The 19,343-nt window shown below is 64.9% G+C and carries 15 protein-coding genes and 1 pseudogene; 9 read left to right on the top strand and 7 right to left on the bottom strand.

All coding sequences use genetic code 11. The features are described 5' to 3' along the window. Positions 1–440: 440 nt before the first annotated feature. From BN3789_RS04025 to BN3789_RS04005, 5 genes are all read left to right on the top strand, one after another. Complete coding sequence (locus BN3789_RS04025) at positions 441–1,766, top strand: family 4 glycosyl hydrolase (RefSeq protein WP_066830391.1); 1,326 nt, start codon at positions 441–443, stop codon at positions 1,764–1,766. Positions 1,767–1,782: 16 nt separating this feature from the next. Continuing rightward, positions 1,783–3,351: a PTS transporter subunit EIIC gene (locus BN3789_RS04020; RefSeq protein ID WP_066830388.1), complete on the top strand. Its 1,569-nt coding sequence runs from the start codon at positions 1,783–1,785 to the stop codon at positions 3,349–3,351. A gap of 65 nt (positions 3,352–3,416) precedes the next feature. Continuing rightward, positions 3,417–4,274, top strand: a complete 858-nt coding sequence (locus BN3789_RS04015; protein WP_066830386.1) for a MurR/RpiR family transcriptional regulator — start codon at positions 3,417–3,419, stop codon at positions 4,272–4,274. Between the two features lie 100 nt (positions 4,275–4,374). Further along, positions 4,375–5,451 (top strand): redox-regulated ATPase YchF, encoded by a 1,077-nt coding sequence (gene ychF, locus BN3789_RS04010; RefSeq protein ID WP_066830398.1) that lies wholly within the window; start codon positions 4,375–4,377, stop codon positions 5,449–5,451. Between the two features lie 63 nt (positions 5,452–5,514). Further along, entirely contained in the window at positions 5,515–5,913 is a 399-nt protein-coding gene (locus BN3789_RS04005; protein ID WP_229254176.1) for a DUF1648 domain-containing protein, read from the top strand. Between the two features lie 518 nt (positions 5,914–6,431). On the opposite strand, the gene BN3789_RS04000 is transcribed toward BN3789_RS04005, so the two are convergent. Beyond that, complete coding sequence (locus BN3789_RS04000) at positions 6,432–7,481, bottom strand: asparaginase (protein ID WP_066830384.1); 1,050 nt, start codon at positions 7,479–7,481, stop codon at positions 6,432–6,434. 354 nt (positions 7,482–7,835) lie between these two features. Here BN3789_RS04000 and guaA point away from each other — a divergent pair, with 354 nt between their 5' ends. From guaA to BN3789_RS12630, 3 genes and pseudogenes are all read left to right on the top strand, one after another. Further along, the gene (gene guaA / locus BN3789_RS03995; RefSeq protein ID WP_066830382.1) at positions 7,836–9,434 is read left to right on the top strand and encodes a glutamine-hydrolyzing GMP synthase; all 1,599 of its coding nucleotides are present in this window, start codon (positions 7,836–7,838) and stop codon (positions 9,432–9,434) included. Positions 9,435–9,836: 402 nt separating this feature from the next. Next, positions 9,837–10,999: pseudogene (locus tag BN3789_RS03990) on the top strand (IS256 family transposase). 35 nt (positions 11,000–11,034) lie between these two features. Beyond that, complete coding sequence (locus BN3789_RS12630; RefSeq protein WP_154018719.1) at positions 11,035–11,178, top strand: hypothetical protein; 144 nt, start codon at positions 11,035–11,037, stop codon at positions 11,176–11,178. Positions 11,179–11,380: 202 nt separating this feature from the next. Here the strand turns inward: BN3789_RS12630 and BN3789_RS03985 are convergent, their stop codons facing one another. From BN3789_RS03985 to BN3789_RS03960, 6 genes are all read right to left on the bottom strand, one after another. Then, positions 11,381–12,418 carry an ABC transporter ATP-binding protein gene (locus tag BN3789_RS03985; RefSeq protein ID WP_066830379.1) on the bottom strand — a complete coding sequence of 346 codons (1,038 nt, stop codon included), beginning with the start codon at positions 12,416–12,418 and terminating at the stop codon, positions 11,381–11,383. After that, the gene (locus BN3789_RS03980; RefSeq protein ID WP_161938972.1) at positions 12,418–13,191 is read right to left on the bottom strand and encodes a tyrosine-protein phosphatase; all 774 of its coding nucleotides are present in this window, start codon (positions 13,189–13,191) and stop codon (positions 12,418–12,420) included. Before BN3789_RS03980 ends, BN3789_RS03985 begins: the two co-directional genes overlap by 1 nt. Next, positions 13,188–14,042: a carbohydrate ABC transporter permease gene (locus tag BN3789_RS03975; RefSeq protein WP_202615077.1), complete on the bottom strand. Its 855-nt coding sequence runs from the start codon at positions 14,040–14,042 to the stop codon at positions 13,188–13,190. The genes BN3789_RS03980 and BN3789_RS03975 overlap by 4 nt, the downstream gene beginning before the upstream one ends. A 9-nt stretch (positions 14,043–14,051) precedes the next feature. Beyond that, positions 14,052–15,017: a carbohydrate ABC transporter permease gene (locus tag BN3789_RS03970; RefSeq protein WP_066830375.1), complete on the bottom strand. Its 966-nt coding sequence runs from the start codon at positions 15,015–15,017 to the stop codon at positions 14,052–14,054. Between the two features lie 3 nt (positions 15,018–15,020). Next, the gene (locus BN3789_RS03965) at positions 15,021–16,373 is read right to left on the bottom strand and encodes an extracellular solute-binding protein (protein ID WP_066830373.1); all 1,353 of its coding nucleotides are present in this window, start codon (positions 16,371–16,373) and stop codon (positions 15,021–15,023) included. An 82-nt stretch (positions 16,374–16,455) separates the two neighbouring features. After that, positions 16,456–17,271: a metallophosphoesterase family protein gene (locus tag BN3789_RS03960; RefSeq protein WP_066830370.1), complete on the bottom strand. Its 816-nt coding sequence runs from the start codon at positions 17,269–17,271 to the stop codon at positions 16,456–16,458. A gap of 617 nt (positions 17,272–17,888) precedes the next feature. On the opposite strand from BN3789_RS03960, the gene BN3789_RS03955 reads away from it, so the two are divergent. After that, the gene (locus BN3789_RS03955; RefSeq protein WP_066830367.1) at positions 17,889–19,001 is read left to right on the top strand and encodes an IS110 family RNA-guided transposase; all 1,113 of its coding nucleotides are present in this window, start codon (positions 17,889–17,891) and stop codon (positions 18,999–19,001) included. Positions 19,002–19,343 lie beyond the last annotated feature (342 nt).

The following is a 19,343-nucleotide window of genomic DNA, read 5'->3' as shown; positions in this document are numbered from 1 at the left end:
GGAGTCACTCATGCTGGGCAAGTCGGGAAGCTAGCGGCGCGCCCGTGACCGAACCCGAAAAAGTTGCGTGCCCAAACCCGAAAGTTTTCCGTGATCATTTCAGAAAGACGGACTTGACCAAACACACCGCTGGCCGGGTAGGCGCCGGAAGGCCCCATAGGCCCCGCGGGGACCCGTTGCGCTGAGTCCGGGAGGGCCGGCCGGCGGGGCGCCCCCGCATGCCTCCAGGACCCAGCGCAACGCCCGCGCGGGCCCCGTCCGGGCGCTCCGAGCTGGGGGGATGCCGACCCGCGGGGGTCGGGGGCGTTGCGATGACCTCGGGATATGCGGACCGTGAGGAGGGTGTTGCATTGGGGTTGGGAATCAACCATAGAAGCGCTTTCCAGCGCATCTTAGTCTGTGGTTATCGGCTCTCCTACGATGAAAGAAGAGGGGTAATCATGGAAAAGAAAGCCGTTGTGATCGCAGGTGCCGGGAGTACGCACACTCCCGGCATCATCCAGAGCCTGCTGCAGAAGAAGCAGGAGCTCCCGCTGCGGAAGCTCGCGCTCTACGACATCGATGAGCAGCGCATGAACCTCGTGTACGACATCATGCGCCAGTTCATCGAGCAGGAGGCGCCCGACCTGGACGTCGTCGTGACGACCGATCCGGAGACGGCGTTCACCGACGTGGACTTCGTGTTCGCGCAGATCCGCCAGGGCGGTCTGGCGATGCGCTCGAGCGATGAGAAGATCCCGCTGAAGTACGGCTGCGTCGGCCAGGAGACCTGCGGCGCCGGCGGCTCCATCTCCTACGGCATCCGCTCGATCCCCGGCGTGTTCGGCATCGTCGAGGCTGCGAAGAAGTACTCGCCGAACTGCTGGATCCTGAACTACTCCAACCCTGCTGCCGTGGTCGCGGAGGCGACGCGCCGCGAGTTCGGCAACGAGCGCATCCTGAACATCTGCGACATGCCGACCGCGATCCTGCTGTCGTACTCCAAGATGCTCAACCTGCCCAGCTGGCGCGACCTCGACCCGTGCTACTTCGGTCTCAACCATTTCGGCTGGTTCACCGAGGTCTATGACAAGCAGGGCGTCGACCGTCTGCCCGAGCTGCGCGAGATGATCCTCAACCAGGGCATGGCCGTCAGCGACAGGCACCACAAGGACCCGGATTGGATGCACACCTGGGCGCAGTACGTCGAGATCGTCAAGGACTATCCCGAGTACCTGCCCAACAGCTACCTGCAGTACTACCTGTACTCGCAGGATATGGCAGCCGGTATGGACCCCGAGCACACCCGCGCCGACTCGGTCATCAACGGACGCGAGAAGGAGATGTTCGCCGAGCACCAGGCCTATCTCGCCGACCCCGCGAACTACAAGAGCCCGATCCAGAGCTTCACGGTCTTCGGGGACTTCATCGTCGACGCCGCCGCCTCGATCGCCTACAACAAGGCAGAGCGCTACCTGGTCATCGTCGAGAACAACGGGGCCATCCCCAACCTGCCTGATGACGCCATGGTCGAGGTCCCCGCCTATGTGCGCTCCTGGGGTCCCGAGCCGGTGCGCCGCGCCCCGATCTCCACGTTCTACAAGGGCCTGATCGAGGAGCAGCTCGCGAGCGAAAAGCTCGCGGTCGACGCGTACTTCGAGCATTCCTACCAGAAGGCGCTCGAGGCGATCGCCGTCAACAAGACGATCCCGTCCACGACCGTGGCCCGCAAGATCCTCGACGACCTGATCGCCGCCAACGGCGATTACTGGCCCGAGCTTCACTAGAGAGGAGCCGCTATCCATGGGAAGCAAACTCTACAACGGATTCCAGAAACTCGGTAAGGTCCTGATGGCGCCGGTGCTCCTGCTGCCCATCTCCGGCATCCTGGTGGGTCTGGGTTCCGCGCTGTCCAACGCGAACCTCATGGAGCTCGCGCCCTTCCTGGCCTCCGAGCCCATGGTCATCTTCAGCACGCTGATCAAGGCAGCGGGCAACGTCGTCAACAACCACATCTCCGTGCTGTTCGCCATCTGCGTCGCATACGGCTACGCCCGCGCCGAGAAGGCGACGGCGGCCCTGTCGGGCTTCCTCGGCTACATGACCATGAACACCATCATGGGCCAGCTGCTGATCCTGCTCGGCGTGATCGACCCGGAGAACCTGTTGACCGGCCAGAGCTCGATCCTGGGCGTGGTGACGCTCGATACGGGCGTGTTCGGCGGCATCGCCGTCGGCTTGATCGTGTCGTGGCTGCATAACCGCTACTACAAGATCCAGCTCCCGCCGGTGCTCGGCATCTTCAACGGCACGCGCTTCATCCCCGCGATCACGATCATCGTGGCGAGCCTGCTGGGCTGCGTGCTCTCCGTCCTGTGGCCGCCCGTGCAGAACGCCCTGTCCATGATGTCGACGTTCATCGACTCCACGGGCGTGTTCGGTGCGTTCATCTACGGCCTGTCCGAGCGCCTGCTGCTCCCGTTCGGCCTGCATCACTTCATCTACCTGCCGTTCTTCTTCACGTCGCTCGGCGGTACGATGACCGTCGACGGCCAGACCGTCGAGGGCGCCGTCAACATCTACAACGCGATCCTCAACACTCCCGGCATGATGTACGACATCGATGTCAGCAAGTACGTTATGAACGGCAAGGTCCTGTTCGCGATGTTCGGCCTGACGGGCGCCGCCCTGGCCATCTGGCGCTCCTCGCTGCCCAAGAACCGCAAGAAGACCGCTTCCCTCATGATCGCCGCGGTCATCCCCGCCGCCTTCATGGGCATCACCGAGCCGCTCGAGTACTCGTTCCTATTCGTGGCGCCGGTGCTCTTCGTCGTCCACGCGTTCCTGTGCGGACTGGCCTATGTGCTCACCTACCTCGTGCAGTTCAACGTACCCGGACCCTCCGCGTTCGGCGGCCCGTTCCTGTCATGGATCTTCAACGGGATCATGAACGCCGACAAGGGGTCCAACTGGTTCTGGCTCATTCCGCTCGGTATCGCGTACTTCGGCCTGTACTATGCGCTGTTCCGCATCTTCATCAAGAAGTTCGACTTCAAGACGCCCGGTCGTGAGGACGACGCCGACGACGCCTCCGGTGATGCCGCTTCTGCAGGCGCCTCCCAGACCAACGAGCTCATCCCGCAGATCGTCGAGGCCGTGGGTGGCGCGGCCAACATCAAGAGCGTCGACGCCTGCTTCACCCGCTTGCGTCTGAAGCTCAACGACGTGGGCCTCGTCAAGGAGGACTCGTACTTCAAGGAGTCGCTGGGCGCGAGCGCCATCGTGCACGTGGGCGACGGCGTCCAGATCGTCTACGGTAACAAGGCCTCGGTCTACAAGTCCGAGATGAGGGAATACCTCGGTATGGAGTAGGTTTCCGAGAACCGGTCGGGGGCGGCGCTCGCGCCGTCCCCGGCTTCATGCAAGAGGGGGACCACATGTCGATGTACGAGATCTATTCCAACCTGCGCACCTGTATCGAGGGCATCGGTCAAGCCGGGGGCATGGACTCCCACATCGCCCTGTACGTGCTCGAGCACCATGAGGAGGTCCCGCGGATGGCCATCGGGGACCTCGCGCGGGCATGCAACACCTCGATCGCGACGATATCGCGGTTCTGTCGCCGCGTGAACGGCTCGGATTGGCGTACCTTCAAGGACCAGATGGAGGAGTACGGAGCATGGCTGCGAAGCGACTCGTCCGTCTCGCGCTTCCATGACCGGATCGATATCCCCTGGTACTTCGATACGCTGGAGGCGAGCCTCTATCAGACGCGCCGGCTGCTGACCGACGGGGTCCTGGAGCAGGCGGTCGACTGGCTGTCCGAGGCCGCGAACATCTACATGTACGGCAGCTCGTTCTCCAATATCGCCGCCCGGGAGGCCTGCGAGAAGCTCAACCGGATCAACCGCCTGTGCTTCTCGTTCTCCACGGTGAAAGACCAGCTGGGGTCGCTCGTCCACCTCAAACCCGATGACCTGGTCGTCTTCATCTCCTTCTCGGGCACCACGGCGCATATCCGGAAGCTCTACCTGCGGGCCAAGATGGTCGGCTGCCGCATCATGTGGATTTCGGGCAACCAGGCGCTCGTGCGCGAGGGGTCGAGCCGTGAGATGCTCGTGGCGGTGAGCCCGCTCGCACTGCGCGAGTACCGCACTTCGCTCGTGGAGGGAATCAGCCTGCGCTGCGCGATCGACGCCCTCTACATCAGCTACACCAATCGGTTGCGGGCATATCGCCCCTCCGTGGACGCTGAGCCGCCCGGGCGCGTCGCGGATGATGGGGAGCTTGGGTGATACGGCCGCGTACGTCACGGCTATGGGCTATGATATTCCCGAAGGTTCAGGCGTCCTGCTGCTTGCCGGCAGGGCGCTTTCGTATGAGAGAAGGTACACCGTGGCCCTGTCAATCGGTATCGTCGGTCTGCCCAACGTGGGCAAGTCCACGCTGTTCACCGCGCTGACCAAGAAGGGCGGTCTGGCCGCCAACTATCCGTTCGCCACCATCGACCCCAACGTCGGCATCGTGGATGTGCCCGACGACCGTCTCCAGAAGCTCGCCGATATCGTGCACCCCGGCCGCATCGTCCCCGCGACCGTCGAGTTCGTGGACATCGCGGGCCTCGTCAAGGGCGCCAACGAGGGCGAGGGTCTGGGCAACCAGTTTCTGGCGAACATCCGCGAGACCGACGCCATCTGCGAGGTCGTGCGCTACTTCAAAGATCCCAACGTCATGCGCGAGGTGGGCCGCACCGGCGACTTCGTGGACCCGGCGGGCGACGCCGACACCATCATGACCGAGCTCATCCTCGCCGACATCCAGACGCTCGACAAGCAGCTTCCCAAGCTCGAGAAGGAGGCCAAGCGCGATCACGAGCTCATGCCCAAGCTGGAGGTCGCCAAGCGCCTGCTCACCTGGCTGAACGAGGGCAACCGCGCGGCGTCCATGGAGATGACTGACGAGGAGCGCGCTGCCGCCAAGGGTCTGTTCCTGCTTACCATGAAGCCGATCCTGTATGTGGCCAACGTCGACGAGGACATGCTCGGTGAGGAGCTCGATCCCATCGACGGTGTCACGCCCATTCCCATCTGCGCCAAGGTCGAGGCCGAGCTTTCCGAGCTCGATCCCGAGGAGGCGGCCGAGTACCTGGAGACGCTCGGACTCGAGCGCCCGGGTCTGGAGGTGCTCGCGCAGGCGGCCTACAAGCTGCTCGGCCTGCAGTCGTTCTTCACGGCGGGCGAGATGGAGGTCAAGGCGTGGACGGTGCGCATCGGCGCCACCGCGCCCCAGGCCGCCGGCGTGATCCACTCCGACTTCGAGCGCGGCTTTATCAAGGCCGAGGTCATCTCCTACGACGACTACATCGAGCTCGGCGGCGAGCAGGGAGCCAAGGCCGCCGGACGCCTCCGCATGGAAGGCAAGGAATACGTCATGGCCGACGGCGACGTGGTGCATTTCCGCTTCAACGTGTAGCGCGCGTCCCGTCGCGCCCGCGCGCTCGGCTGCGGTGTCATCCCGTTTTCGCGAGGAGTTCTCATGTCCAAGTTCTCTATGTTCAAGTACGGCAAGAAGGCCGGATACCTGGGTGTCGCCACGATCGTCTTGGCGCTCGTGCCGACCGTGATCGCGCTTGCGGTCATTCCCGGCCTGCCCGATCAGGTGCCCATGCGCTGGGATTCCGCGGGCGAGGTGATTCGCTGGGGCAGCCGCTACGAGATGCTGATCCCGCCGGTGATGGCCATCGCGTTCGGGTTCGGCATCTACGTGCAGACGATGCGCAAGGCTGCCGAGCACGCCAAGGATTCCATGATCATGGCGGTGAGCACGGCCGAGCGCTTCCTGCGCAGCGGCGTGATCACGACCGCGGTCATCAACGTGGCCAATTTCTACCTGCTCTACGTCACCTTGTCGGGGACGAACCCCTTGGTGTTCTAGGGGAACACTGGTCAATTCATTCCGCACCGGTCGGCTCCGTGGCGAGGCGGATGCGGGCTCTGGTTGCTTCGGCACAGGTACGCTGCGCCTTCCTCGCCTTCGCCCGCATCCGTCTCGCCGCGGGGCCCTGTGGCAGGATCCCGCGGGAGCGGATCGTCTTCGACCGGTCCTTCGTCGGGCCGTGCAAAAACGTGCATGCGAGTTTGTCACTGTTTTTCGGTGCCGATTTTCCACAGACGCTGCAGGCATCGGAATTTGCCCAGTTGAATCCTGCGGGAATATCGAAGGGTACCCGGCGGCTGAGCAAAGGTGCCTCAAAAACAGTGACAAACTCGACCCCGCCCGAATCGCCTCCCTGCGAAGTGGGCTGGTCTATGCAATTCTATGTATTTTTCAACACTATTATGCAGTTTTCTGTGGATACCGGAAACACTGAGCCCGCGGGCAGCCGATTGGCGCTTCCTAGCGAGATGCACGCATTCCGCACGGGGCGCGACGAGCCTTCTCGGCGCGCTTTTTTATAGCGGCGGCAGGCGGTCGAAGTTCACCGGACGATAGAAGAGCCTCTTGATCTCGTCGGGGTCGGAGGACTGGCCGCGCGCCCACATCGTCTTGGCGACGAGCGCCTCAGTGGTCATGTCGTCGCCCTTGAGGATGCCGGGATGGTCGGCGTATGCGCGACCGACCTCGTAGACCCCAAGATCGAGCCCCTCCTCGGGGACCTGCGTGGTCACGACCGCCGTGCGCCCCGAATCGACCCAGTCGAAGATGGCCTGCCTGAACGAGGGGGAACCCAATGTCGCGCCCTCGTACTCGGGGATGCCGCCGATGCCGAAGGTCTCGAGGATGACCGCGTCGTAGTTGGATTCGAGCAGCCCGAAGATGGACGGGTCGATGCCCGGGGTGAGCTTGAGCACGAAGACGCGTTCGTCGAGCGTGGTGAAGAAGCGCGGCGTGGTCGTGGGCGCCAGATTGCTCGCGGCGAGGCCCTGCGCGCGAGCGAGGGCGTCTCCGCTGCGGATGATGCGGTCGTTGCGCACGTAGGCGATCGAGGGGTAGTTGACGCTCTTGAAGGCGTTGAAGCTCATGGTCCGCTGCTTGCGGCCGCGCGTGCCGGCGATGACCGCCCCGTTGAACACGATGACGACATCGCGGCTGCGCTCATCGGTCGCATACAGCAGGCTTTGGTACAGGTTGAGCTTGGCGTCGGTGAACGAGTCGCACATGGGCTTCTGCGAGCCGGTGAGCACGATCGGCTTGGGGCTGTCCTGGATGAGGTAGGACAGCGCGGCTGCGGTATATGCCATGGTGTCGGTGCCGTGCAGCACGACGAATCCGTCGTATGCGTCGTAGGCATCGACGATGGCGGAGCTGATGCGCAGCCAGTCGCGCGGGCGCATGTTGGTGCTGTCGATGTTCATGAGCTGGAGGATGCCGATATGCGCGAGCGAGGCGATCTCCGGCACCGCCTCGGCGAGCTGCTCGCCGGTCAGCGAGGGCGAAAGGCCGTTGCCGTCTTCGGCAGATGCGATGGTGCCGCCTGTTGCGATGAGCAAGATGTTCTTCATGGGCGCTTCCTCGTGGCAAGCTCGGGATGGTTTCGTCGACAGTATTGTGACCCATTTTCTCACCGGTGCCCGCTTCGGGGCGAAGATTGCTGGCGCTCCCACGTGGTGCCACAGCGGCCTTTTTGCTCGATTGGTGCTCGGCCAGCCTGATAAGAAGGGTGCCAGATGCAGCAGAATGGATATTTCTGGCCGCTTTCGGCTCGATCGGCTGCTGCGCCGGATTTCGATGTTGCGCAGTTCTCCTTCAGATGGCCTGTTTTGTCATATGTGCTGGTCGCGAGTGTGTATCATGATGACGTTTGTGAGAGGGGACGGCGAGGCGTCGTCTTGCGAAACATGCAGAAGGGGAGTTCTATGGCTCAGGCTTCTTCCAATCAGACGGGGAGCAAGGTCCTCGTATTCGACTTCGGCGCGCAGTACGGCCAGCTTATCGCCCGCCGCGTGCGCGACCTGCACGTGTACTCCGAGATCGTTCCGTGCGACATTACGGCCGACGAGGTCCGCGCCATGAATCCGGCGGCGCTGATCCTGTCCGGCGGCCCTGCATCCGTTTACGCCGAGGACGCGCCCACTATCGACCCCGAGGTCCTGAACCTCGGTCTGCCGGTGCTCGGTTTCTGCTACGGCCATCAGACCATGGCCGCGGTGCTCGGCGGCGAGGTCTCCCATTCCGATATCGGCGAGTACGGCCCCGCCACGATCGAGCGCGACCGCGAGAGCGCGCTGTTCAACGCGACGCCGATCGAGCAGACGGTCTGGATGAGCCATCGCGATTCCGTGAGCCGCGCCCCCGAGGGCTTCGTGGTCACCTCCTCTACCGATGTGTGCCCCGTCGCCTCCATGGAGTGCCCGGAGCGCAAGCTGTATTCCACCCAGTTCCATCCCGAGGTGCGCCACACCGAGTACGGCCAGCAGATCCTGTCGAATTTCCTGTTCAACATCTGCGGCATCGAGCCGACGTGGACGATGGACAACCTCGTCGAGACCATGAGCCGCGAGATCCGCGAGAAGGTCGGCGACGACCGCGTGATCCTGGCACTGTCCGGCGGCGTGGACTCGTCGGTCGTGGCCGCGCTCGGCGCGCGTGCCATCGGCCGCCAGATGACCTGCGTGTTCATCAACCACGGCCTTCTGCGCAAGGGTGAGCCCGAGCAGGTCGAAGAGGTGTTCACCAAGCAGTTCGACGTGGACTTCATCCACGTGCACGCCGAGGACCGCTATGCCGCGCTGCTCGACGGCGTGACCGAGCCGGAGGAGAAGCGCCGCATCATCGGCACGCAGTTCTGGAAGGAGTTCTTCGCCGTGGCCCAGCAGCTCGACGGCGTGAAGTACCTGGCCCAGGGCACCATCTACCCCGACATCATCGAGAGTGGCGCGCGCAAGACCGGCGGCAAGGCCTCCACGATCAAGAGCCACCACAACCTGATCCCGTTCCCCGAGGGCGTGCACTTCGACCTCATCGAGCCGCTCGATCACTTCTTCAAGGACGAGGTGCGTGAGCTGGGTCTGGCGCTCGGCCTGCCCGAGCACATCGTGTACCGCCAGCCGTTCCCGGGCCCCGGTCTGGCCATCCGCATCATCGGCGCGGTGAGCCCCGAGAAGCTCGAGATCCTGAAGAACGCCGACGCCATCGTGCGCGAGGAGCTGGATGCCTACAACGCGCGCCTGTTCGAGGCAACCGGCGAGCGCAACTCCGAGCACAGCTGCTGGCAGTACTTCGCGGTCCTGCCCGATATCAAGAGCGTGGGCGTCATGGGCGATGAGCGCACCTACCAGCGCCCGGTCATCATCCGCGCCGTCGAGTCGAGCGACGCCATGACCGCAGACTGGGCGAAGCTGCCCTACGAGGTGCTCGGCAAGATCTCGAGCCGCATCGTGGCCGAGGTGCCCGGCGTGAACCGCGTGGCGTACGACATCACGTCGAAGCCCCCCGCGACGATCGAATGGGAGTGATTTTCGGGGTTTGACGCTTCTCAACACCATCTTCCAAAAACTAACATTTCCGCAGGTCAGAAAGGGTTTCCTCCAACAAGCGAGGGAACCCTTTCTCACACTCAAAAACGCTTAGACCGGGATTATTTGTGGCAACTTTTGTGGCACCCGAGAGGGCGAAGAAGAACCAAGCGGAAGGTTAGAGGAGGCTCGAAATGGCCGAGAATTGGAAGAATCTAGAAGACGCAGAAGACTTCGCTTACTTCAGAGCAGAGCTCGTAGAGATGTCCCCAGAGAGCTATTCGGTAACGTACAATTTCTTGCGCACTTTGACAGCGGAATAGCGTCCAGATAGGAAGGAGGGCATGGCCCGCCCCGGTATGATTCGAGTTGTCGAGACAAGAAGCATATTGGAGGAAGGCCATGCCCGAGCCCATCGTAACACTGAACGAGGAGTCCCTGAGGTCCGACCCGCGCGAGCTGGTGAGGAGGACGGTCGAGGAGGTGCTCAACGGCCTTCTGGACGGGGAGGCCGGAGACCTCGTGGGCGCCGAGCGATACGAGCGCACCGCCGACCGCGAGGCCTACCGCGCGGGCCACTACGAGCGGAAGCTCGCGACGACGTCCGGCGAGGTGACGATCCGCATGCCCAAGCTCAAGGGGATGCGGTTCACCACGGCGATCATCGAGCGCTACCGGCGCCGCGAGACATCGGTCGAGGAGGCCATGATAGAGATGTATCTGGCGGGGGTGTCCACCAGGCGGATCGAGGACGTGAGCGAGATGCTCTGGGGCTCCAGAGTCTCGGCCGCCACCGTCTCGAGCCTGAACGAGAAGGCCTTCGAGGCCGTCGAGGAGTGGCGCAACGGGCCGCTCGAGCGCGCCTACCCCTACGCCTGCGTCGACGGCATCTACCTAAAGCGCAGCTGGGGCGGCAGCTACGAGAACGTCGCCGTGATGGTCGCCATAGGCGTCAACGATGACGGCTACCGCGAGGTCATAGGCGCCGCCGCGGGGTTCACCGAGTCGTCGGAGTGCTGGCGGGAGCTCCTCTCGTGGCTGAGGTCGCGGGGGCTGCGCGGCGTGCGCATGTTCACCGGAGGCAAGGCCGCCGGGACGGCCGGCTCGATCGCGGAGGTCTTCCCCGGCGCGGCCTGCCGGCGCCGCGCCGTCCGCTTCTACCGCAACGTGCCGGCGAGGGTCCCGAGGTCCAGGCGCCCGAGGGTCGCCGCCATGCTCAAGGCCATCCACGCCATGGAGTCGCGCGAGGCGTCGGAGAGGAAGGCCGCCGAGGTCGCCGACGAGCTGGAGTCCATGAGGCTCGGGGGGGGGCCGCGAAGACCGTCCGCGAGGGCTTCACCGAGACCCTGACGTACACCAGGTTCCCCCGCGAGCACTGGCGGCGCATACGCACCAACAACGCCATCTAGAGGCTGAACCGCGAGATCCGGCGCAGGACGAGGGCCGTGGGCGCCTTCCCCGACGGGAACTCCGCCCTCATGCTCGTCACCGCCAGGCTCAAGTACGCGGCCGAGAGCGAGTGGGGCTGGAGGCGCTACCTGGACGTGACGCTGCTGGAGGAGTAGCCGCACCGGATGGCGGGCCTAGGGGCTGTCGGAAAGTGCGCAAGAATCTTGACACTACCCCGGCAGAAGCCGAGCCGCGCGATGTGGAGTGCGACTTCACCTACACGCGGGACGATGAGGGCAACTGGACGGCCGCCGAGAGCGCCGAGGCTGAGCTCACGAGCGCGCTGCTCTCCTAGTACATCGTTGCACCCGAGCGCCGCGTTGTGAGGTGCTCGGGCAGGAACGGCGAACAAGCGGGTCGGGGTTCGCCCCGGCCCGCTTTCGTTCAGCGGTCGTCGCCATGAAGCGCGTGCCGTCGCGTGGATGCCGGGAAGCCCGGCGGGCGGTGGTGGATGGATGCAGCATACCCGCCGGGCACGTGCGGTGCGCGCACGGTCCTCACGCGGCGACGCGTGCGCGCACCAAACGCTCCAGGTTCTCGGGAGGCGCCACGCGCTTGCCCTGGGCATCGAAGCACATGAGCGCGGAGAGCGGTAGGAAGATGCGGGTGTTCGCCGCGCACTCCGCATCCCATAGGCAGGGAGTTTTCGCTCGCACGTCACCCAGGGGCGTCGCGAACGAGTGGATCGTGCTGTCGCCCAGCTGCTCGCGCGCGGTGAGCGTGGCGGGCAGCGCGACCGCGGGAACCTCGGGTTCGGTAAGGGCGATGTACTCGGGACGCACGGCGATGAAGCCGTCTTCGATCCCGAGCACGTTCGCGGGGGGCGCGCCGATGAACCCGGCGGCGTAGGTCGACGCAGGCTCCTGGTAGATCTCGCGCGGGGTGCCTTCCTGGGCGATGGAGCCCTCGTGCAAGAGCACGATGTCGGTGCCCATGCTCATGGCCTCGACCTGGTCGTGCGTCACGTACAGGAAGGTCGACCCCAGCTCGTCGTGCAAGCGCGAGATGCTCTCCCGCATCTGCCCTCGCAGCTTAGCGTCGAGGTTCGAGAGGGGTTCGTCCATCAGGTACACACCGGGGCGCTTCACGATGGCGCGCGCCAGCGCCACGCGCTGGCGTTGGCCACCGCTCATCTCGGACGGACGCTTCTTGGCCTGATCGGCCAGGTCCACGAGCTCGAGCGCATGCTCAACCATCTCGCGCCGCTCGGCCTTGGGAACGCGTTTCACCTTGAGGCCGTACTCCACGTTCTCAAAGGCGCTCATATGCGGGTAAAGTGCGTAGTTTTGGAATACCATGGCCACCTGGCGCTCGCTGGGTTCGGCGTCGGTCACATCGACACCGTCGATGAGCACGCGTCCGGCGGTGGGGCGTTCGAGACCGGCGACGATCCGCAGCAGCGTCGACTTTCCGCAGCCCGAAGGCCCCAGCAAGATCGTGAACGATCCATCGCGTACCGTGAGGTCGATGCCCTTCAGCACGTGCGTCGCATCGTCGAAATCCTTCACGAGCCTCTCAACTTGAACGGTGCTCATCACAGGCCTCCTTGGAGTCGGTTCTTGATTATGGCCACGGACGCCGGGTTGACTCCCGCGGCCTCGAGAAGATAGTGCTCTGCCGAGCCATAACGGCGCGCGAGATGGATGAGCGTGCGCTTCATCGTCTCGGGCTCGGAGGCGAACAGGAAGTCGGGCGCCGCGATGCCGCGCTTCGCCAGCGCCGTGCGCTGGGCGCGGAAACGTGCCTCCATGTAGCCGGCACTCGCCGCGTAGTCCGCGACCACGTCCTCGTCGGCGACGTCGGCGAGCTTGAGCAAGAGCATCGCGATCACGCCCGTGCGATCCTTGCCGGCGCTGCAATGGAAGAGCACCGCGCCCGTCTCGGCCGCCATGAGCTCCATCACGCGGGCGAGTCCGTAGGCATCGGCGTCGAGCAGCACGCGGTAGATCTCCTCGAGCGACGAGGGCAGGGGGCCCTCGAAGCCCGCGGAGTTCATCCCGTCAAGCAAGGGCACGCTTGCATAGCGCACGCCGTCCGCATCCGCGGGGTTCTCGAAGACGTCGGGCGCCTCTCCCAGCTCGCGGGCACTGCGCACGTCGATGTCGAGGGAGAGGCCGTACGCGGTGAGCGATGCGACGTCCTGCGCGGAGAGCGCGCTCAGATCGTCGCCGCGCAGAAACGCGCCGCGCGCGGTCGCGTGCCGCGGATTGCCGGCGATCGGGTAACCGCCGAGGTCGCGCACATTGGCGGCCCCCTCAAGGGGCAGCGGCCGGGAAACGGCCCTCATCAGGGTTGCCGTAGACGTCATTTGATACCCCATTTCATGAAGGAGTCCACGATGCGGCGCTGCATGAACAGGTACAGCACGAAGATGGGGATGCACGAGATGGTGGTCGCCGCCATGAGCGATCCCCATAGGTTGGTGTCGGAGCCCATGAACGACTTGAGGCCGATCTGGATGGGTGCCGTCTCCATGCCGTTCACCACGAGCACGGGCCACATGTACTCGTTCCACGAGTTGATGAACAAAAGGATGGCGAGCGACGCGATGGTCGAGGCCATGTTGGGCAGCACGATGTCGATCAAGATGCCAAGCTCGCTCTTGTTCTCGAGCCGGGCGGCGTCGAGCAGCGCACGGGGAAACGCGTTGAACGATTGGTACATCGAGATCGAGGCGAAGGCCGACGCCATGAACGGCAAGATAATCGCCATGAGGTTGCCCTTGAGTCCCCATGAGTTGACTTGGACGTAGTTGGGGACCATGATCGCCTGGAAGGGGATGAGCCACGTGAGGCTCAAGACGCCGTAGACCACGCCCTTGCCCTTGAAGTCCCAGCGCATGAGTGAGTAGGCGAGGAGAACCGAGGTCACGAGCTGGCACACGGTTACCGCCGCGCTCACCACCACGGAGTTCAGCAGCATGCGCGCGATGGGGATGCGCTCGTGCGCGTCGGCGTAGTTCTCGAGGGTCGGACGCAAGGGGATGAGGGTTGGCGAGAAGATCTCGCCAACGTCCTTGAGCGACGAGACCACGAGCCAGTACAGCGGGAACACCGCGATGAAGGCCATGAACAGGAGCAGCGCGTACTTGAGTGCCCGCGCGAGCATGCGCCCCATGTGGCGCGGCGCCCGCGTGGTCAGGGAAGATGCAGTGGACACGTGGGCCTCCTAGTTGTCGAAGAAGACGAGCTTCCGGTTCAGCCGGTTGAGTGCGAGCGCGATGACGCCGAACACGGCCATGAACATGATGGCCGCCGCGGCCGAGAGGCCCACGTTCATATCGGAGAACGCGAAGTTGTACATGAGGTAGTAGATGTTGGTGGACATGCCGTAGGGACCGCCCTGCGTGAGGACGTCGATGTAGGCGAACGTCCACTGCGTTGAGAACAGGATGCTCATCATGACGAGCAGCATCACCGTCGACGAGATCATGGGCAGCGTGATGTCCTTGAAGCGGCGAAAGGCTCCGGCACCGTCGAGGCGCGCCGCCTCGTAGTACTCGCCGTTGATGCTCGTGAGCGCGGCGGAGAGCAGGATGGTCGAGAATCCCATCATCTTCCAACCGGAGATGATGAGGATGATCCAACGTGCCAGATCGGGGTCGGTGAAAAACGACGCACCCAGTTCGGAGACGCCCAGCCAGGCGCAGAGCATGTTGAGAAGCCCGGTGGTGGGGGTGCACAGCCACTGGAAGATGGTGCTCGTCGCGACGGGCGCCATGATCATGGGTATGAAGAACAGCGCGCGGAAGACCTGCTTGGCGCGCGGATCGATGTCCTGGGTCGCCACGGCGAGGAACAGCGGGATCCCCACCGAGAACGGCAGCATGCCCACCGTGTAGAACACCGTGTTGCCCACGGCCGGCCAGAAGTCCTTGTTCGAGAGCAAGCGCACGAAATTGGAGAGACCCACGAACTCGGGCTGCGTGCCGGGAACCATGGTCCAGCGGCACAGCGCGAGCGAAAGCGTCTGCACGAGCGGCTTGTAGCACCAGAAGCAGAGAAGCCCCAGGGCGGGGAGCAGGAACAGGTAGGGCTTGAGCGCTTGGAAGCGCCTGCGCCAACGCAGGCGGGCACCGCCCGCCGCCGGGTGGGCGGCGGAGGCGGCGACGGGCAGGGAATCGGTCGTCTCCATGGCTTACCCGATCATCCCGTTGATCTGTTCCTGGGCGGCCTCGAGGGTCTCGCGCACGTCGGCATCGGTCGTCACCGCTTGGGCGATGGCGTCGACGAAGATCTGCGAGAGCTCGGTGGCGCTGTCGCCCGGCCAGATCGTGGAGGGCTTGATGTTCTTCAGCTGAGCGAGGTTGGTGCGGATGAGGGGGTTCTCGTCCGCGAATGCCTTGAGGTAGGTTGGGTCATCCACGATGTCGGCGCGCAGCGGCAGGTAGCCGATGCCCTCGGTGATCTTGGTGTAGCTCTCGGCGCTCGTGGCGTACTTGATGAACTCCCAGCAGGCAGCGGCCTCGGTGTCGGTGCTGGCGCGCACGGCCAGGCAGGAACCGGAGTTGGTCGGTACCGCCGGCTCGCCGCCAAAGCCCGGCTCGCCGCCACCCGTGAGCTCCCAACCAGCCGATGCGGCGGCAGCCTGGTAGAGCGAGTAGAGCGCGGTGGTATAGAGCTGCATGCCCAGCTGGCCGGAGGTGAAGAGGTTCATCGCCTCGGTGTCGGTCATGGGGGCGCACAGGCCCTCCTCGTAGAGACGCTTCCACATCTCGATCGCCTCGACGCCTTCATCGGAGGCGAAGACGGCCTCGGTGCGGTCGTCGTTTAAGATGGCTCCGCCATTGCTGCGGATGATGCTCTCCATGACCCAGATGCTGGTCATCGAGGTGCCGATGTGCAGCGGATACAGACCGGTCGCGTCCTTGATGGTCTTGCAGACCGTGTACATGTCATCCCAGGTGGTGGGGATATCGGCCGCAGGGTCGAGGCCGGCCTGGCGGAAGAGCGTGGCGTTGGCGTAGAGCACGGGCGTGGAGAAGGTGAACGCCATGCCGTAGGTCTTGTCATCGATGACGCCCAGCTGCTTGGCGCCCTCGTCGATGCCCTTGAACGCCTCGTCCATGGCCTCGGTGCCAAAGATGTCCTCATAGGCCTGGATGCCCAGGTTGATGCGGCTCGTGTCGAGCGAGATGAAGTTGTGTTGGATCACGTTCACCTGGTTGCCGGCCTGGATGTCCGAGGTGGTCTTGGTGAGCGCGCCGGTGGCTTCCTCGGCGACACCCTCGACCACCACGCCCTTCTCGGCACCTACGGTGTCGTTGAAGCTGTTGATGATGTCGTTCATGGTGCCTTCGGCCGAGGAGCTCGAGAGGCTGTAGGAGTAGAACGTGATCTTGGTGGGGTTCTTGGGGTCGAGCGTTCCGCGGGCGGCGCTTACCGCTGCCTCGCCGGAGGCGTCACCTGCGGTACCGGAGCAGCCGTTGAGGCCGATGAGCCCCAGCCCGGCGACGGCGGCGAGGGAGACGAGGGAACGACGGTCGATCATGATGTTCTCCAATCTTGGCTGGTGGATGCCGGATGGCCCGGCGGGCGGTTATGGTTCGGGCGCATGCGCCCGCTGATCGTCGCTAGGTGTTCAAGATCTTGAGCATGGCGTCCCAGGGAATGGAACCGATGATATCGGGCACGGGGAACAGGGGCACCATGCGCACGCACAGGCCCGTCTCGTCGAGCGCGCACGAGGCGTATCCCGCGCGATTGGTGAAGTCGAACGTGGTGGTGCCCATCGCGCTGCCAAACGCCGTGGAGTCGGCGGTGATCTGCGGGATGCCCGCGAGATGGCGCACGTCGTTCATGTGCGTGTGGCCGTTCAAGATGGCGATAACGTCGCCGCTACCCACAAGGTCGAGGAAGCGCTGGGGCGCCTTCATGGCGACATGTTCCCCATCCCAGCTTACCGGATGGTGATAGGCGAGCAAGGTGCCGCGCGGAGCCGGGGTCGCGAGCATGGCCTCGAGCCAGTCGAGCTCAGCCTCCGAGAACGCGCCGGACTCACCGCCGCCGCATGCGGAGTCGATCACGAGCACGCGCAGCCCATCGATGCCGTGCACGGCGTGGTAGGACGGCTGCGGGGCGCTGTCCAGATAACCCTCGAAGAAGGCGTCCTTATGGTCGTGGTTGCCCAGGCACACGATGAACGGCGTCCTTGGCAGGTGCTCCTCGACGAGCGCGCGCATGCGGCGGTAGTCGTCGGCAACGCCTTCGTGCACGAGGTCGCCCGTGGCGATGACGAAATCGACGTCTTGCTGGGCAAGCGTGTCGAGCAGCCCGGCGAGGGCGGTGTCGGGATCGGGTAGGCGGTCGAACATGTCCGCCATGGCGTCCCCGGGCGCCTGGGTTCGTAGATGCGTGTCGGAGATATGCGCGAAACGGATGGGTTCCATGGTCCTCCTTGGATTGCGGGTTCGCGGCGCGCCGTGCCCTCGAGCACGTGCGGCGCTCCGCATTATGGAGAGCCATTGTCAAGGCCGCGCAGGTAAATGGTAAGCCGTGTGTAAATTTGAACGCGTTGTCTTATTTTTGCGCACTGCTTACATTTGCTGACGGAACCGGTACCGATCCCTCACGAAGCGCATACCTACGTCCGCGTGCCATGCCTACAGTGAAGCGGATATGGAAGCGATCCCGCCACCGGATGCATCCCCGCGCGGCAAGGAGCCTGGCGCGAAGGTCCCGTGACATCGGAGGAGCGACTATGGGAACCCAGGAGCCCAGGCGCTATGTACGCCATAACGAGAGCCAACGCGAGCGCATCATCACCGCGACCGCCCAGCTTGTGAAGGAGTGGGGGGGGTTGACGATCTGTCGATGTCCGATATCGCGGAGCGCGCCGGCATCGGTAACGTACAATTTCTTGCGCACTTTGACAGACGATATGAGAAAGCCATTGAGGGGAAAGCCTCCCCGCGGCATGCCGGGTCGCGGGCTGGGCGGGAACAATGGTGTTGTATCTGTCACCTCGCGGTACCCGCCGTACCGCACGCATGGGAGGAGGCTCCCCATGACCCATGTTACCTCCATCGGGCTCGACGTACACGCGCGCTCCGTGTCGGCATGCGCCTTCGACCCGTTCACCGGCGAGGTGGTGCAGAGGTCCTTCGGGACCGACGCCGGCGAGATCGCCGCCTGGATCAAGGGGTTCGAGGAGCCCAGGGCGGTCTACGAGAGCGGGCCGACCGGCTTCGCCCTCTGCCGCCAGCTCAGGGCGCTGGGCGTCGACTGCGCCGTCGGCGCGGTGTCGAGGATGCAGAAGCCCGCCGCGGAGAAGAGGCGCAAGAACGACAGGCGCGACGCGGCGTTCCTGGCCCGCCTGCTCGCCACGCGCAACGTCGTCGAGGTGTGGGTGCCGCCCGCCGAGGCCGAGGCCGCCCGAGACCTGTCGCGGGCGCTCGACGACGCGCGCGAGGACCTGCAGCGCGCACGGCAGCGGCTCTCCAAGTTCCTGCTGCGGCGCGGCCACGTCTTCGACGAGACCGACGCGCTCGGCCGCAGGCGGGGAGCCTGGACGCGCGCGTTCTGGCGCTGGGCCGAGGGGCTCAGGCCCGACGAGCCCGCCGCGGCGTCCGCCTTCGACCACTACGCCACCTGCGTGCGCTGCGCCGAGTCCGACAAGCGCGCCCTCGAGAAGCTGGTGCTCGCCGAGGCCCGCTCCGAGCGGTGGGCCGGCGTCGTCGGCGCGCTGTCGTGCATCAAGGGCGTCGACGCCGTCACGGCGTTCTGCCTCGCGACCGAGGCCGGGTGCTTCTCCCGGTTCGCCACGGCGGGCGCCTACGCGTCCTGGCTCGGCCTCACGCCGTCCGAGCACTCGAGCGGCGAGAAGGAGGCGACCGGCGGCATCACCAAGACCGGCAACTCGGCCTCCAGGCGGGCGCTCGTCGAGGCGGCATGGCACTACGCCTCGTGCTCGCCGAAGCCCAAGGCCGCCCCCGCCGGCTACGACGTTCCCCCGCGCATCAGGGGCAGGGCGGCCGACGCCACGAGGAGGCTGCGCGCCCGCCACGAGGCGCTGCGCGCGGCCGGCAAGCGGCCGTGCGTCGCCAACGTCGCGGTCGCCCGTGAGCTCGCCTGCTGGGTCTGGGAGATCGGCAGGAGCGCCGAGGGGACGCTCGGGTAGCGCCCGGGACCACACGCCTTCCCGCCGGGAGGGCCCGCGCTTCGACGCATCGCCGGGGCCGGCTCACGACTTTTCCGATGGGCAGCCGGACGGCCGCGCCCGAGAAGAAAGACTCCAAGGGTTTTTCGACCGACGGCCCCGGACGGAGAATCGAAATGCGGTGGTGCGCGGCGACATACCGAACCCGCATGCCGCGCCAGGAGCCCGCGGATATTAGCTTGCCAGGCGAGCGACGACTAACGAGCATCCGCGCGGGCCCTCCCGGCTGGAATAAGCGCAGGTCCGGAATGGAATTTCCGGACCTGCCGCATCATGCCTCTTGACAATGGCTTTCTCATCACA

The sequence above is a fragment of the Collinsella ihumii genome, assembly GCF_900046475.1.
Classification (GTDB): Bacteria; Actinomycetota; Coriobacteriia; order Coriobacteriales; family Coriobacteriaceae; genus Collinsella; species Collinsella ihumii.
Note: the sequence above shows the minus strand (reverse complement) of the source record. Positions and strands in the feature narration are given on the sequence as shown.